This is a genomic window from Bacillus sp. LSHTCR4 (genome assembly GCF_057197025.1).
Genome location: NZ_JBXUNO010000006.1, coordinates 168,556 through 184,608, shown reverse-complemented (window position 1 = coordinate 184,608; position 16,053 = coordinate 168,556). Strand labels below are relative to the sequence as shown.

Sequence of the window (16,053 nt, the reverse complement as noted above, 5' to 3'; positions counted from 1 at the left end):
AAGAGGTAAAAGAGGAAGTAAAAGAATCAACAAAAGAAGTTGAAGAGGTAAAAGAGGAAGTAAAAGAATCAACAAAAGAAGTTGAAGAAGCAAAAGAAGAAGTGGACGAGCCAACAACAGGAGTTGAAGGGTCGAAAGCGGAGATAAAAGAAACAGGAAAAGAAATTGAAGGTTCAAAAGACGCAGTAAATCAATCCACAGTAGTCCAAGAACAAAACGTGAATAATCAAGTTGTGAAAGAAAATAAACCAGTTGTTAATAAACAGGAAGAAAGTAAGAAATCATTAGGAGCAACCGGTGGACAAGCGAATACGTCAAAGTTACTTTCAGGCGTGGCATTAGTTCTTTCAGCACTTAGTATGCTTGTATTTAGAAAGAGATTATTTAAGAAGTGAATAACGTTTTATCTTATTATATTGCAAAATAATTATGTAAGTTTTTGAGAAGACATTATCATGGCATTTTCATTTTGAAATAGGCTTATGATAATGTTTTTTTAAAGGAGGATATAAATGGAAAAGGTGTAAATGTATTAGAGAAGGAGGAGAGGTTATGTATGTCAGTTCTATTTTGAAAATTGAAGAGGTAGCATCATTTATTGCGAATATGAATAAAGATGCTACTCATCATGTTGGGTATTGTGGAGATGAGAAAGAGGAGTTGTTACAGACAATTATCCATGATTTTTCGGATATAGGGTGGGAACAATCTTTTGTTGCTACTTATGAGAATAATAACTTAATAGGTGTATTAGGATTTGATGTGGATGAAGTAAAGAAATGTGCAGAAATATGGGGACCGTTTATTCTTTCAGCGAATTGGGAAGAAGTTGCGTTACATATGTGGAAGGAACTTATAGAAAAGGTACCTGTTCATATTGAGAAATTTTATGGTTTTTATCATGTGGAAAATAATAATTGTTCCCGCTTAATGAAGGATTTACATGCAAAAGAACAAGAGCTACATAGTATTTTCAGGTTAAGTAATAGTGGCGTGAAACAACATACTATATGTAATGTAGAAGAAGCTTTACCACAAGTATTCGAGCCATTTATCGCTTTACACAATCGTGTTTTTCCTAATACATATTATGAGGGAAATGAAATTATCGAACGTTTAAGTGATACGAATAAATTATTTGTAAGTATGAAGAATGATAAGTTAGAAGGCTACGTATATGTTGAAGTAAATCCGGAGTTTCAAGAAGCAAATATCGAATTTATTGCAACCGCTGAAAATAGTAGAAGAAAAGGTGTCGGAGAGTGTTTATTGCAAGCTGCAATTCAGTATATTTTCTCCTTCCAAGGGATGAGAGAGATAGAACTATGTTTGAATACGAATAATGATCGTGCGATGAAGTTGTACAAGAAAGTGGGTTTTGAGGAGAAGGCATGTTTACAACACTATATAAAAGAGTAAAAAACCCATTCATATGAATGGGTTTTATTAATCTACTTTTTTCCTCATCCATCAAGGATTTAGGAGTGATTTGAGGCGCCAATCGTTACATAACCTTTTTTATTTTTTGGGGAACTTCTTTTGTTTGTGAATTAACATCTTCCTTTTGCAACTCTTTAAAGAGCGAAGTAACCATAAGAACGACTACGATAGAAAATGGTAGTGCTGCAATGATAGCTGCAATTTGTAGTGCATTTAATCCTCCAGCTTGTAATAAAATAGCTGCGATTATCGCGATTGTTAATCCCCATATAAGTTTTAAACTATTTTTCGGTGATAAGCTTCCGTTACTCGTTTGCATGGAAACAACAAATGTTGCCGAGTCGGCAGAAGTAACAAAAAATGTCGCTACTAAAATTAATCCGATAATTGTTAAAAATGTAGAGAATGGTAGGTGTGAAATAACAGCAAATAATCCAATCTCTGTACCGTTTTTTGCAATTTCATCAGCTATTCCAAGCGATTGGAACATTTCCATATGGATAGCGGTACCGCCAAATACCGCAAACCAAAATGTACAGATAAGAGTTGGGACTAATACAACTCCAAAAATAAATTCTTTTATTGTGCGCCCTTTAGAAATACGAGCGATGAATGTACCGACGAATGGAGACCAAGAGATCCACCATCCCCAATAGAAAATAGTCCAGTTTTCAATCCAAGAAGAAGATTTTTCATTAAATGCTCCTAAATTTAATCCCATACTAGGTAAAGCTCCAATATAAGAACCGAGTGTAGATGTGAAATATTTCATAATAAATACAGTTGGTCCTAAAAGTAAAAAGGAAATGAGTAAAATACCTGCAAGAGAGAAATTTAAGTTACTCAAATATTTAATCCCACGATCTAAGCCAGTTTGTGCACTTGTTAAATATAAAACAGCGAAGATGGCGATAAGTATGAGCTGTGTAAGTAAAGTGTTATGAATAGAAGGGAATAAATAGCTTAATCCTCCGGCGATTTGTTGAGCACCAATCCCAACAGATGGTACAATGCCAAATACTGTGGCTAAAACAGCTAAAATATCAACTGTTTTTCCGATACGAGAATTTTTCGATCGATTAAATAATGGAGTAACTGTAGCCCCGATAGTGCTACCTTTTTGTTTGCGGAATGTGAAATATGCAATTGTTAAAGCGACCATTGCGTATAGTGACCACGGAAAGAGTCCCCAGTGAAAAAATGAATATTGCATAGCAAGTTTAGCGCTTTCTTCTGTACCTGCTTTTCCTGTTAACGGATCTGTAAAATGTGAAATCGGTTCAGCGATTCCATAAAAGAGGAGTCCAATTCCCATTCCTGCCCCAAACAACATGGATAACCAAGATGGATAATTATATTTTGGCTTTTCTCCATCTTTACCAAGACGAATAGAACCGTACTTAGAAAATGCTAAATAAGCAGCCAAAATAATCATTGTAGTCATAAGTAGAGAGTAAAACCACCCAAATTTATTGAGGATAAATGAGTTTAAAGAAGATGTAACACTTTGTAAATCGTAGCCTTGTATCCAACTTGCTGGGGTAATTCCCCATATAATGAATAATGTTGTTAGCAAGAAGGAGATATAAAATACACTGTTTTCTTTTTTTATCATAGAATCCCACCCTTGTTTAATAAAGTTAACAATTATAATAATCATAACAATTAAGTTTTTAATTGTCAAAAAATTCCCTTTTTATAATATGAAAGGATGCAATTTGTTTTAGGGAGGTACAGAGCAATGCGTTCACGATATGTACAAATTATAGGAAGAAATAATATGAAATATTGCATTTTATATTGTTGTATCCAGATTTTATGTTAAATTCTTGGATGGAATATTAAAATAGGGGGCAAGGATATGAACAAGAAATCAAAGATCAATAAAGTGATGCTTAGCATTAGTACAATGGCTTTATCGTTAGGTGCACTTCAAACTCATGTAGCAGCGGAAGAAAAAGTACCGTATAACGTGTTGAAAACGAAACCGGTTGGAATTGAAAAGTCGGTAGATGAGATTGGGCACGTTTCTAAAGCGGAGGAAACATTATCGTTTCAAGAACGTTTAAAAGTAGGAGACTTTTCACAGCGACCAGCATCTATTCCGAACAAAGCAGCAGTAAAGCAAGTTAAAGAAAGTTATTCAATGGCTGATTTAAACAAAATGAATGATCAAGAATTAGTTGAAACGTTAGGCAGTATTAAGTGGCACCAAATTACAGATTTATTCCAGTTTAATGAAGATGCAAAAGCTTTTTATAAAGATAAGGGGAAAATGCAAGTCATTATAGATGAATTAGCTCATCGAGGTAGTACGTTTACGAGAGATGATTCAAAAGGAATTCAAACATTTACGGAAGTGTTACGTTCAGCTTTTTATCTGGCATTTTATAATAACGAATTAAGTGAATTAAATGAAAGAAGCTTTCAGGACAAATGTTTACCTGCTTTAAAAGCAATCGCAAAAAATCCAAACTTTAAGCTTGGTACAGATGAACAAGATACAGTCGTATCTGCATACGGAAAATTGATTAGTAACGCTTCAAGTGATGTTGAAACGGTTCAATACGCAGCTAATATTTTAAAACAATATAATGATAATCTTCATACGTATGTAGACGATCGTATGAAAGGACAAGCTGTATACGATATTATGCAAGGGATTGACTATGATATACAGTCTTACTTAATTGAGGCTCGTAAAGAAGCGAATGAAACGATGTGGTATGGAAAAGTAGATGGGTTTATTAATGAAATAAATCGTATTGCTCTTCTAAATGAAGTAACACCAGAAAATAAGTGGCTCGTTAATAATGGAATTTACTTTGCTAGTCGTTTAGGGAAGTTTCATAGCAATCCAAATAAAGGATTAGAAGTTGTGACACAGGCAATGCATATGTATCCACGTTTAAGTGAACCGTATTTTGTCGCAGTAGAACAAATTACAACAAATTATAACGGAAAAGATTATAGCGGGAATACAGTAGATTTAGAGAAAATACGTAAAGAAGGAAAAGAGCAGTACTTACCAAAAACGTATACATTTGATGATGGATCTATCGTATTTAAAACAGGAGATAAAGTATCGGAAGAAAAAATTAAGAGACTATACTGGGCTGCAAAGGAAGTAAAAGCGCAGTATCATCGTGTAATTGGGAATGATAAAGCGTTAGAGCCGGGCAATGCAGATGATATATTAACGATCGTAATTTATAACAGTCCAGAAGAGTACCAATTAAATAGACAACTGTATGGATATGAAACGAACAACGGTGGAATTTATATTGAAGAAACAGGAACATTCTTTACATATGAACGCACGCCAGAACAAAGTATTTATAGTTTAGAAGAATTATTCCGCCATGAGTTTACCCATTATCTTCAAGGGAGATATGAAGTGCCAGGTTTATTCGGAAGAGGAGATATGTATCAAAATGAAAGGTTAACTTGGTTCCAAGAAGGAAATGCAGAGTTTTTCGCAGGGTCTACTCGAACAAATAATGTAGTACCGAGAAAGAGCATCATTAGTGGATTATCATCTGATCCTGCAAGCCGTTATACAGCAGAGCGTACATTATTTGCTAAATACGGTTCTTGGGATTTCTATAATTACTCGTTCGCATTGCAGTCTTACTTATATACGCATCAGTTTGAAACATTTGATAAAATTCAAGATTTGATTCGTGCGAATGACGTAAAAAATTATGATGCATATCGTGAAAATCTAAGTAAAGATCCTAAGTTAAATAAAGAGTATCAAGAGTATATGCAGCAGCTAATCGATAATCAAGATAAATATAATGTACCGGCAGTAGCAGATGATTATTTAGCTGAACATGCACCAAAATCGTTAACAGCAGTAGAGAAAGAAATTAGTGATACATTGCCGATGAAAGATGCAAAAATGACAAAACATAGCTCCCAATTCTTTAATACATTTACATTAGAAGGTACGTATACAGGTAGTGTAACAAAAGGTGAGTCAGAAGATTGGAACGCAATGAGTAAGAAAGTAAATGAAGCTTTAGAACAACTGGCGCAAAAAGATTGGAGTGGCTACAAAACTGTTACAGCATACTTCGTCAATTACCGTGTAAATAGCTCAAATCAATTTGAATATGATGTAGTCTTCCACGGTATCGCAAAAGATGACGGAGAAAATAAAGCTCCAACGATTAATATAAACGGCCCTTATAATGGACTTGTAAAAGAAGGTATTCAATTTAAAAGTGATGGCTCAAAAGATGAAGATGGAAAAATCGTTTCTTATTTATGGGACTTTGGAGATGGAAGCACAAGTGCAGAAGTAAATCCAGTGCATGTATATGAAAGAAAAGGTTCATATAAAGTAGCGTTAATAGTAAAAGATGATAAAGGGAGAGAGAGCAGAAGTGAAACGACGGTTACGGTTAAAGATGGAAGTTTAACAGAATTGGAACCAAATAATCGTCCAGAGGAAGCGAATCGTATTGGGCTAAACAATACGATAAAAGGTAGTCTTATCGGCGGAGATCACACTGATGTTTATACATTTAATGTAGCATCAGCGAAAGATATCGATATTTCCGTTTTAAATGAGTATGGAATCGGGATGACATGGGTACTTCACCATGAATCAGATATGCAAAATTATGCTGCTTACGGTCAAGCAAATGGAAATCATATAGAGGCAAACTTTAATGCAAAACCAGGTAAGTATTACTTGTATGTATATAAATATGATAATGGTGATGGAACATACGAATTATCAGTAAAATAAGTGCTTTTCCAATGTATGTTTAACTTTACTTTTTGTGGAAAATAGTATACTATATAGATATATAATATATCGGTTATTTTCTAGGAGGAGCCTGTCACAATGGGTTTCTCCTGTTCTTTTTTAGAGGCCTGTACTGCAGGCTTTTCTTTAAAGGTTAAATAACTGAAAATTAAGAACAATAATCTTTGGAAGAGGTGGGGCATACACATAACACAAAAGGGATTGTTTAAGAGAGGGGGATAAGAAATGGTTTTGTTTGGTTATCCACTTGAGACAATTTATTTATATGGATTTATTATTGCTACTATACTCACTGTGATTTATATCTTTTTTGGGGATATATTTGAATCCATATTTAGTTTTGGAGGCGGATCGGTATCCGTTGTTACTTTATTACTTAGTTTTTTCGCCATGTTATGTGGACTTAGTTATATAGGAGAATATTTATTTTCCTTTAATAGTATTCTTATTTTCGTGGCTGCATTTGCTATATCCTTTATTGGTGTATTCATAATGAAAATATTAATTTTAAAGCCGATTGCAGAGGCTGAACAAAATACTGTGCAACGTATGGATGAATTCATTGGTTGCAAGGGAGAAGTCATTACGACAATTCCTACAGAAGGATTTGGTGAAGTATTAATCTCCTCCCAATTTGGAAGTAATGCAATTCCAGCTAAAACAATTGGGAAAAAAGATATTTCACAAGGAACTGAAGTTATTATCGAGGGAGTCCAAGATGGTGTTTTGCTTGTACAAAACATCGCTTATTCTTTAAAAAAACCAAAATTATAAGGGGGAATTTACATGACGATTCCATTAATTATTGGTGGAGTTTTACTCGCAATTTTAATTCTACTCATTTTAGTATTCATTACGAAGTATCGAACAGTTGGACCAGATGAAGCGTTAATTGTTACAGGGAATTGGCTTGGTGGTGGGAAAAATGTAGTTACCACTGATGATGGAAAGAAGATTAAGATTATTCGCGGTGGCGGTACATTTGTAGTGCCAATCATGCAAAGAGCAGAACCTTTAAGCCTACTAAATTACAAGTTAGAAGTGGGTACACGTGATACGTATACGAAGCAAGGTGTTCCGGTTACAGTAAATGGTGTTTCGATTATTAAAGTAGGTTCTACAATTGAAGAAGTATCAACAGCAGCTGAGCAATATTTAGGAAAAGAAACAGAAGAGTTAAAAGTAGAAGCAAAAGAAGTTTTAGAAGGTCATTTACGTGCGATTTTATCTTCTATGACAGTAGAAGATGCGTATAGTAATAGAGAGCAGTTTGCTCAAAAGGTGCATGAAGTAGCTTCTACAGATTTAAAGAAAATGGGTCTTCGCATCGTTTCCTTTACAATTAAAGAAATCATGGATAAGAACGGTTACTTAGATGCACTTGGTCAGCCGCAAATTGCGACGGTTAAGCGTGATGCAACAATTGCAAATGCAGAGCGTGAAAAAGAAGCTCGTATTGAAAAAGCTCGTGCTGAGAAAGAAGCGAAAGAAGCTGAATACCAACGTGATGCCCAAATCGCTGAAGCTGAAAAACATAAAGAATTAAAAGTACAATCTTATAAGAGAGAGCAAGAACAAGCTCGTGCAGATGCGGATCTTTCTTACGAATTACAACAAGCGAAAGCGCAACAAGGTGTTACAGAAGAGCAAATGCGCGTTAAAATCATTGAGCGTGAGAAACAAATTGAATTAGAAGAAAAAGAGATTGCGCGTCGTGAAAAGCAATACGATGCAGAAGTAAAGAAAAAAGCAGATGCAGATCGCTATGCTGTTGAGCAATCAGCGGAAGCAGAAAAAGTAAAACAAATTAAAAAGGCAGATGCGGATCAATATAAGATTGAAGCAGAAGCGAGAGCGCGTGCGGAAGAAGTACGTGTGGAAGGTTTAGCGAAGGCGGAAATCGAAAAAGCGCAAGGTCAAGCAAAAGCGGAAGTACAAAAAGCACAAGGTACGGCAGAAGCCGATGTTATTAGGTTAAAAGGTTTAGCAGAAGCAGAAGCGAAACAAAAAATTGCAGAGGCATTTGAGTTATATGGCCAAGCGGCAATTATGGATATGGTACTTAAAATGCTTCCAAGTTATGCGAAGGAAGTTGCAAGTCCACTTAGCAACATTGATAAAATTACAGTTGTAGATACAGGCGGCGGTGGTAAAAATAGCGGCGCTGGAAAAGTTGCAGGCTATGCGACTGATTTAATGGCAACGATGCAAGAAACATTAAAAGCTTCTTCTGGTATTGATTTAAAAGAGTTATTAGAAGGGTTTGCTGGAAAAGGAGCAGTACAACAATTATCAAACGATAAACCTGTTGTATCTGTAGTAGAAGATGAGAAAAACGAAGTAGAAAAAGATAAAGAATAGTATAGTGGGAAGAACCTCTAGTAAGTGAGATACTAGAGGTTCTTCTGTGAATTATTCGAATAATATACATTTTAATATATTGTTTTAATTATTTAATTTATATAGAATGAAAAGGGTATGTATTAATTCTTTAATAGAAAAAGAGATAAAGAGTTGATACATTTTAATCGTATAATTTATATAAAGAAATTAAATGTAAGGTAATTACATTTAAACGGTATGGAGGGGTAGAAATATGCTTCAAGGGAAATTAAGGAGAAGTAGTTTAAAAGCAAAGTTACTTGTATCATTTGTTATTGTTTTAATTCTTCCAAGTATTGTAATTGGTTGGACGTCTTATCAACAAGCGAAGACAAATTTTAATGAAACAATTTTACAATCAGCGGAAGATAACGTAAAGATTTTAAATAATGTTATTAACAAAGAGATAGACAGTAAAAAGGTAGACGCAGTATATTTTACAAAGTTATTTAATGGAGTAAGTTACGGAACTGATCAGCTTCAAAATGTGCAAAATAAATTAGAAGAATATAATAAATTACATCCAGAAATAGAAGCAATTTATACGGGGTCTAGTACGGGACAATTTATTCAATCACCGTCTATTCAAATGCCAGATGGGTATAATCCTACCGAAAGAGATTGGTATAAAGAAGCAGCGAAAAAAAGCGGAGAAGTGGTTATCACAGCCCCATATAAGTCAAGTACAACAGGGAATATTGTTATTACAATAGCAAAACAAAATGAGGATAAGAGCGGTGTTCTCGGTATTGATTTAATTATTAATGATATTGTAAATACTTCAAAAATGGTCAATATCGGCAAAAAAGGATATATAGCAATCTTTGACCAATCTAAACATGTAATAGCACATCCGACGATAAAACCAGGTGACAAAATAGAAGAAAAACTTGAGAAGGAATTGTACAAACAGGAAACAGGTGAATTTAAATTCAAACTCGATGGTGATGATCGCAATATTACCTTTATAACAAATAAGCAGACTGGATGGAAAATAGCAGGAATTATGCCTTCAAAAGAAATTATTGAAGCAGCTAATCCTATTTTCTATAAAACGCTAACTGTTATTGGTATTTCATTAATAATTGGTGGGATTTTAATTTACTTCATAATTGCTTCTATCATTAGTCCGTTAAAACAACTTGTTATATCATCGAAAAAGATTAGTGAAGGCGATTTAACAGAAACAATTACAGTTCATTCTAAAGATGAAATTGGACAGCTAGGAGAAAGTTTTAACGAGATGGCGACATCATTACATCAGGTCATTTCTAATATAAATACTTCAGCAAGTCATGTGGCGGCATCTTCAGAAGAATTAACAGCTAGTATGAAGCAGACAAGTGAAGCGACGGAACAAATTACACAAGCAATCGAGCAAGTGTCAAGCGGATCAGAAATACAAACGAAAGAAGTTGAAGAAGGCGCAACATTATTAGAAGAAGTTACAGAAGGAATTCAGCGTGTTGCAGACAGTTCTTCATTAGTATCCACAGCATCTATGTATACGAAGAAAAAGGCTGAAGATGGTGGAAAGTTAGTTGAACAAACTGTAAATCAAATGCAATTAATCCATGAGTCTGTTTCACAATCAGATAAAGTTATTGTTTTGTTAGATGATAAATCAAAACAAATTGGAGCAATCCTTGAGGTGATTCAACATATTGCAGAGCAGACAAATTTATTAGCGTTAAATGCGGCAATTGAGGCTGCGAGAGCTGGAGAGCAAGGAAGAGGATTTGCAATTGTAGCAGATGAAGTACGAAAATTAGCTGAGCAATCAGGACAGTCTTCTACGGAAATTGGAAAACTAGTGAAAGAGATCCAATTTGATATAAAAGAAACGGTAAGTTCTATGAAGCTAGTTGGGACAGAAGTACAATCAGGGCTTGTAGTTGCAAATGAAACGAAGCAAAGCTTTGCTGAAATATTGAAATCTACGGATGATACAGTTGTACAAATTGATAACATGGTAGGTGTAGCGAAGCAAATGACGGTAGATGCAAGACAAGTAAGTGCATCTATTAATGAAATTGCAGCTACGATTGAAGAAAATGCAGCAAGCGTTCAAAATATTGCTGGTTCCTCTGAAGAACAATTAGCTTCAGTAGATGAAATAAATGCAGCAGCAGTCCATTTATCACAAATGGCAGAAGAATTACAAGAGATGATTGGTAAGTTTAAAGTGTAATAATGATTGTTAAGAAACGGGGTAATAATTTTACTTCGTTTCTTTTTTTATGAAGAGAAAAAGAAAGAAATATAGAGTAACCGTGTTATGATTAAGTATAATTAAAGAGACTGTATATTCTTTAAATTCTATCTTTAATTATGTTAGGGGAATGGTTTTGAAATTTAAAAAATTAAAACTCCAACCGAGAATTACATTAACTATTAGTACACTTATTCTTGTTGTACTTATGCTAACGAGTTATTTATTTTATTACATATTATCTGAAACGGTAGAAGAGCAAATTGGTAAAAGAGCTTTGCATGTTGCAAAAACAGTTGCTGCTATACCTGAAATAAAGGAAGCTTTTCAAACAGAAAACCCAGCTTCTATCATTCAGCCGATTGCAGAAAGAATTCGAATGGATACAGAGGCTGACTTCATTGTAGTTGGAAATAAAGAGGGGATTCGATATGCACATCCTGAACGAGATAAAATAGGAGAAGCGATGATTGGTGGAGATAACAAAGGAGTTCTATTAGAAGGAAAATCATATGTTTCGAAAGCAACTGGATCATTAGGCCCTTCATTACGCGGAAAAGTTCCAATCCGTAATCAGGAAAATGAAATCATTGGTGTGGTGTCTGTTGGATTTTCAATGGATGATATTCATGGAGCGGTAGAAGTGTATGGAAAGCGTGTATTTTGGATTACAATAATAGGTCTATTAATTGGAGTAATCGGCTCTATATATTTAGCTGGCAGTATAAAAAGAATGATGTTTGGGATGGAGCCAGAAGAAATTTCATCTTTATATGAAGAGCATAGTACAGTGATTCAATCTGTACGTGAGGGGATTATTGTCATTGATCAAAATGGCATAATTAGTTTAGTCAATCAAGCAGCCTATGATATTCTTTCGCTAGATGAACAACAAAATATTATTGGAGAATTTATTTTAGATGTAATTCCTAATTCAACGATATTAGATGTACTTCAAACTGGTGAAGAACAGTTTGACCGTCAATTAAATATAAAAGGACAGGCTGTTATTGCGAACCGTCTACCTATTAAAGTAAAGAATAAAGTAACTGGCGTTGTATCGAGTTTGCGTTTGAAATCTGAAATGGATCAGTTAACAGCAGAATTATCTCAGACGAAGCAATATACAGAGGCATTACGAGCGCAAACACATGAATATAACAATTTGTTGTATACGCTTTCAGGTCTTATCCAGCTAGAATTATATGAAGATGCTTTGGAGCTTATTCATAAGGAAACAGCGGTATATCAAGATTTTGTTCAATTTATTATGAAACGAATTCAAAATCCATGGTTAGGTGGGATTTTAATTGGATTCTATAATAGAGCAAGAGAGTTGAAGATTGATTTTATGCTAGATAGAGAGAGTAGCTTAGACAAATTAAGCCCGCATATTGAGAGTAATTATGTCGTTTCTATTTTAGGAAATTTAATTACGAATGCATTTGAAGCGATTGAAAGAAATGAAGAACATGATAAGAAAGTAAGAATGTTTGTAACTGATATCGGAGAAGAAATAGTAATTGAAGTGGAAGACTCAGGACAAGGGATTGATGATGAGGTCATTACTAGCATATTCTATAAAGGCTTCTCTACGAAAGAAGGCGAGAAGCGAGGATATGGATTAGCAAAAGTGAAAGAGTTAGTAGAAGATTTAAATGGAAGTATTGCAATCGAAAAAGGGGATTTAGGTGGTGCGTTGTTTATTATTGCATTACCAAAAGAGAGAGGCGAATTGTAATGGGTGAGGAAATCGAAGTATTAATTGTAGAAGATGATATTCGAATTGCGGACATTCATCGTCGTTTTACAGAAAAAATTGAGGGGTTTAAAGTAATTGGAACAGCAACGACTGGAGAACAAGCGAAGGAATGGCTAGAGCTTGTGAAGCCACAGCTCGTTTTATTAGATGTGTATTTACCTGATATGCAAGGAACGGAACTTGTTACATTTATTAGGCATAATTTGCATGATACAGATATTATTATGATTACAGCTGCATCGGAAACAGATGTAGTGAGGCATGCTTTACGAGGCGGAGTAACAGATTATATTGTAAAGCCACTTATGTTTGATCGCTTTAAAGCGAGTTTGGAAAGTTATCAAAAAAAGATTATGCAGTTAAAGAAAACTAATCAATTATCTACAGAACAAATAGAACATTTATGGTCTCAAAGAGGCGTAAAGGGAATTGAAATAGAATATGCCCCGAAAGGGATAGATCCCTTAACTTTAGCAAAAATAAAAAATCATATGCTAACAGTGAATGAAGAAGGTATTACGGCAGAAGTGCTAAGCTCAATGGTCGGAGTAAGTAGGTCAACAGCAAGGCGCTATTTAGAGTATTTGATATCTGGGAAGAAAGTTCATGCGGAGCTTATATATGGGAGTGTAGGGAGACCAGAAAGAAGATATTTTCTTGTTTCTTCATAATAAAAAACAGTAGAGGCTATGTGCCCTCTACTGTTTTTTTATCTTATATTGGAATAATCCCAATTACAATTCCAGTAATCAACATCACCATTGTCGTTCCAACTGCCCACAATAAAGTAAAGCGTTGATGTTCACCAAAATCAACTTTTGCCATTCCGACTAATAAATAAGTGGATGCAACAAGGGGGCTTAATAAGTGAACAGGTTGTCCCAGTAAGGAAGCGCGTCCCATTTCAGCTGCACTAATTCCATAAGTAGCAGCAGCTTTTGTTAAAATGGGTAGTACACCGAAATAAAATGCATCATTGGACATGAAAAATGTGAATGGCATACTAAGAAGTGCTGTAATAATTGGTAGTTGTGGGCCAAGAGCGTCTGGTATAAGAGTTACTACACTTTTAGCCATTGCATCTACCATTTTTGTTCCTGATAAAATTCCAGTGAAAATCCCAGCGGCAAATACGAGAGAAACAACCGCTAATACGTTTCCTGCGTGAGAAGCAATACGCTCTTTCTGTTGCTCTAAGTTTGGATAGTTAATCATAACAGCAATAGCGAAAGCGATTGTAAATAAAACAGGTAACGGCATAACTTCTAGTATGAGACAGACAAGTAAGGTAGCAGTTAATAAAAAGTTAATCCATAGAAGTTTAGGACGTTTATGAACCGCAGCTTCTACTGTTGCAGCTTGTTCATCCATTGTTTGCATTTGTTTTAAATATTGTACATCCATAATTCCTAAACGCTTTCTCTCTTTTTTTCCAAGATAGTAAGCAACGAAAACTACCCAAAGTGCACCAGCAATCATTCCTGGTATAAGTGGTGTAAAGAGCTCTGATGCGTCTAGTCCAAGTGCACTCATAACACGAGCTGTCGGTCCACCCCACGGTGTAAGATTTGTCACCCCTGCACCTAACATAACAACCCCAGCTAATATAAGTGGATTCATCCCAAGGCGTTTATATAGTGGGTACATTGCGGAAACAGTAATCATATACGTTGTCGTTCCATCCCCATCTAATGAAACGATAATAGTAAGAATTGCTGTGCCAACAACAATTTTTAAAGGATCTCCTTTTACAAACTTCAAAATCCTACTAATGACAGGATCGAATAACCCGCTATCAATCATAATTCCAAAATATAAAATAGCAAACATAAGCATAATACCAGTAGGTGCTAGTTTTTGAATTCCCTCTAACATCATAGGCCCCATATTTGCATAAAATCCTCCAATTAATGCGAAAGTAATTGGAATTAATATTAATGCTACTAGTGCTGACATACGTTTCGTCATAATTAAAAACATAAAGACAAATACCATCGCAAATCCAAGTAGTGCTAACATGTAATCTCCCCCCAAAAATGATTACGCTTTCAAAATAAAATAAAAATTCAGAAAAAAGTTTTTTTGTTTATCATAAAAGCATCTATTTGAAAGGTAAATAATTTGAAAAATAACATCATTAGAAGCATAATTTTTATTTTGGTCATTTTGTTCACGGTAGTTAATTTGAATTTTTAAAAAGTAAGCTGCTCTCCATAAGAATGGTAGAATAAGATGAAAATATTGAAGTGTGAAATAGGGAGTAGATTTTATATGAAAACAAGAATGGAAGAGATTTGTAGTTCTTATGAAGGAAAAGTAGAAGAGATTTTTGTTAATGAATCTTCTTACGTATATGAGTGGGAAAAATTAATGATGATCCGAAAAAGTAACGGTGAGCTTGAAAAGGTTGCAGTCGGTATCAGTGGAAATATAAGATTAGTAAATGTAGTTGTTGGGCAGCAAATTCATACAGATACATTATTAGTTAGACTAGAAGATGATTTATTAATTACAGGTTGTGAATGATGAGAGATGTGTAGATATGACTACACATCTTTTTTGTTCTATATATTACAAAAGACACATTGTTTTTTCACAAATCGCACACAATTTTTTGATATGCTCCTTGTAGAAGATAGGGTTAGGGAGGAAATAATACAATGAGAACAAAGTATGTGATGTTTGCTATATGCTTATTCTTTGTCTTTACAATTGTAGGATGTGGTAAGAAACAAGCAGATGCTATGGCAATTGATGAGAAACATGATAAGTGTGATATTTGCCAAATTGGGGTAATGGATAATCAATTTGCAACAGAAATCATTTTAGAAAATGGAAAAGCATTAAAGTTTGATGATATCGGTTGTATGTATAAATGGATGGAGATTAATCCAGGTGAAAAGACGAAAGAAAAATTTGTTCGAGATTATGATTCGAAAGATTGGGTCTCGTTAGAAGATGCTACTTACGTATATGATAAAACAATAACGACACCAATGGCTTATAATGTCATTTCATTTAAAAACAAAAAAGATGCAGAGAGCTTTGTATCTAACTATAAGGGGAAAGTTCTTTCGTATAAAGAGCTAGCAGAGCATAAATGGGAAATGAATAAAGAAATGATGGGGAACCCGAAAAAGGGAAATCACGGTGGACATCATTAATACTAGAAAAAGACAACTGCACAGTTGTCTTTTTCTAGTATTATTCAGGTGCAAATATAGAAAAGGTGTAAAATTTTTAGAAGAACGGTTACAATGGAATATAGTGACCTAAAGCAATCATTTACCCCGTATTAACGGGCAGTAAAACTCCCACCTCAGAATTAGGCAGGAGCAAAGAAGTTAGGTGGGAGATCAACAGCCCGTAAATACCCAATTGGTTCAACTAATAATCAGTGGGGTGAATCCTCCCACTGATTAAAGTTTCACTTTATGTACTTTTTAGAAATGTATACAAATGCGGTAAAAACGTGCT

At 34.6% G+C, this 16,053-nt stretch carries 12 protein-coding genes and 1 pseudogene; 11 read left to right on the top strand and 2 right to left on the bottom strand.

The genetic code is table 11. The annotated features are described in order from the left end of the window. Positions 1 to 395 (top strand): LPXTG cell wall anchor domain-containing protein (locus tag AC2CGR_RS25650; RefSeq protein WP_484481329.1); only part of this gene is annotated, 395 nt, incomplete at its 5' end. Positions 396 to 552: 157 nt separating this feature from the next. Further along, the gene (locus AC2CGR_RS25645; protein WP_071725398.1) at positions 553 to 1,419 is read left to right on the top strand and encodes a GNAT family N-acetyltransferase; all 867 of its coding nucleotides are present in this window, start codon (positions 553 to 555) and stop codon (positions 1,417 to 1,419) included. Between the two features lie 85 nt (positions 1,420 to 1,504). Here AC2CGR_RS25645 and opuD read toward each other — a convergent pair whose 3' ends face one another. Continuing rightward, entirely contained in the window at positions 1,505 to 3,055 is a 1,551-nt protein-coding gene (opuD, locus tag AC2CGR_RS25640; RefSeq protein WP_071725408.1) for a glycine betaine transporter OpuD, read from the bottom strand. A gap of 246 nt (positions 3,056 to 3,301) precedes the next feature. Here opuD and colA point away from each other — a divergent pair, with 246 nt between their 5' ends. The 7 genes and pseudogenes from colA to AC2CGR_RS25605 all read left to right on the top strand — a co-directional run bounded on the left by colA (position 3,302) and on the right by AC2CGR_RS25605 (position 13,247). Next, the gene (gene colA / locus AC2CGR_RS25635) at positions 3,302 to 6,199 is read left to right on the top strand and encodes a collagenase ColA (RefSeq protein WP_087967144.1); all 2,898 of its coding nucleotides are present in this window, start codon (positions 3,302 to 3,304) and stop codon (positions 6,197 to 6,199) included. A gap of 246 nt (positions 6,200 to 6,445) precedes the next feature. Then, positions 6,446 to 6,994: an NfeD family protein gene (locus AC2CGR_RS25630; RefSeq protein WP_000242441.1), complete on the top strand. Its 549-nt coding sequence runs from the start codon at positions 6,446 to 6,448 to the stop codon at positions 6,992 to 6,994. 12 nt (positions 6,995 to 7,006) lie between these two features. After that, positions 7,007 to 8,581, top strand: a complete 1,575-nt coding sequence (floT, locus tag AC2CGR_RS25625) for a flotillin lipid rafts scaffold protein FloT (protein ID WP_000155015.1) — start codon at positions 7,007 to 7,009, stop codon at positions 8,579 to 8,581. Between the two features lie 235 nt (positions 8,582 to 8,816). Next, positions 8,817 to 9,854: pseudogene (locus AC2CGR_RS25620) on the top strand (HAMP domain-containing protein); the annotation flags it as partial. After that, a complete protein-coding gene (locus AC2CGR_RS25615) occupies positions 9,846 to 10,793 on the top strand; it encodes a methyl-accepting chemotaxis protein (RefSeq protein ID WP_412678150.1) in 948 nt (315 codons plus the stop codon). The pseudogene AC2CGR_RS25620 and the gene AC2CGR_RS25615, both read left to right, overlap by 9 nt. A 151-nt stretch (positions 10,794 to 10,944) precedes the next feature. Continuing rightward, a complete protein-coding gene (locus AC2CGR_RS25610) occupies positions 10,945 to 12,555 on the top strand; it encodes an ATP-binding protein (RefSeq protein ID WP_087967139.1) in 1,611 nt (536 codons plus the stop codon). Further along, positions 12,555 to 13,247, top strand: a complete 693-nt coding sequence (locus tag AC2CGR_RS25605; RefSeq protein ID WP_087967138.1) for a response regulator — start codon at positions 12,555 to 12,557, stop codon at positions 13,245 to 13,247. Before AC2CGR_RS25610 ends, AC2CGR_RS25605 begins: the two co-directional genes overlap by 1 nt. Positions 13,248 to 13,290: 43 nt before the next feature. Here the strand turns inward: AC2CGR_RS25605 and AC2CGR_RS25600 are convergent, their stop codons facing one another. Continuing rightward, positions 13,291 to 14,595 (bottom strand): CitMHS family transporter, encoded by a 1,305-nt coding sequence (locus tag AC2CGR_RS25600; protein WP_000880457.1) that lies wholly within the window; start codon positions 14,593 to 14,595, stop codon positions 13,291 to 13,293. A 252-nt stretch (positions 14,596 to 14,847) separates the two neighbouring features. Between AC2CGR_RS25600 and AC2CGR_RS25595 the strand changes: the two genes are divergently transcribed. Both AC2CGR_RS25595 and AC2CGR_RS25590 read left to right on the top strand, forming a co-directional pair. Then, positions 14,848 to 15,102, top strand: coding sequence for a hypothetical protein (locus AC2CGR_RS25595; RefSeq protein WP_029437388.1), 255 nt, complete (start codon positions 14,848 to 14,850; stop codon positions 15,100 to 15,102). Between the two features lie 134 nt (positions 15,103 to 15,236). Continuing rightward, positions 15,237 to 15,740 (top strand): nitrous oxide reductase accessory protein NosL, encoded by a 504-nt coding sequence (locus AC2CGR_RS25590; RefSeq protein WP_029437389.1) that lies wholly within the window; start codon positions 15,237 to 15,239, stop codon positions 15,738 to 15,740. The last annotated feature ends 313 nt before the right edge of the window (positions 15,741 to 16,053 follow it).

Coding starts and splice junctions, on each gene's coding strand:
- AC2CGR_RS25645 (WP_071725398.1), top strand. CDS start 553: ATGTATGTCAGTTCTATTTTGAAAATTGAAGAGGTAGCATCATTTATT.
- opuD (WP_071725408.1), bottom strand. CDS start 3,055: ATGATAAAAAAAGAAAACAGTGTATTTTATATCTCCTTCTTGCTAACA.
- colA (WP_087967144.1), top strand. CDS start 3,302: ATGAACAAGAAATCAAAGATCAATAAAGTGATGCTTAGCATTAGTACA.
- AC2CGR_RS25630 (WP_000242441.1), top strand. CDS start 6,446: ATGGTTTTGTTTGGTTATCCACTTGAGACAATTTATTTATATGGATTT.
- floT (WP_000155015.1), top strand. CDS start 7,007: ATGACGATTCCATTAATTATTGGTGGAGTTTTACTCGCAATTTTAATT.
- AC2CGR_RS25615 (WP_412678150.1), top strand. CDS start 9,846: ATGGCGACATCATTACATCAGGTCATTTCTAATATAAATACTTCAGCA.
- AC2CGR_RS25610 (WP_087967139.1), top strand. CDS start 10,945: ATGGTTTTGAAATTTAAAAAATTAAAACTCCAACCGAGAATTACATTA.
- AC2CGR_RS25605 (WP_087967138.1), top strand. CDS start 12,555: ATGGGTGAGGAAATCGAAGTATTAATTGTAGAAGATGATATTCGAATT.
- AC2CGR_RS25600 (WP_000880457.1), bottom strand. CDS start 14,595: ATGTTAGCACTACTTGGATTTGCGATGGTATTTGTCTTTATGTTTTTA.
- AC2CGR_RS25595 (WP_029437388.1), top strand. CDS start 14,848: ATGAAAACAAGAATGGAAGAGATTTGTAGTTCTTATGAAGGAAAAGTA.
- AC2CGR_RS25590 (WP_029437389.1), top strand. CDS start 15,237: ATGAGAACAAAGTATGTGATGTTTGCTATATGCTTATTCTTTGTCTTT.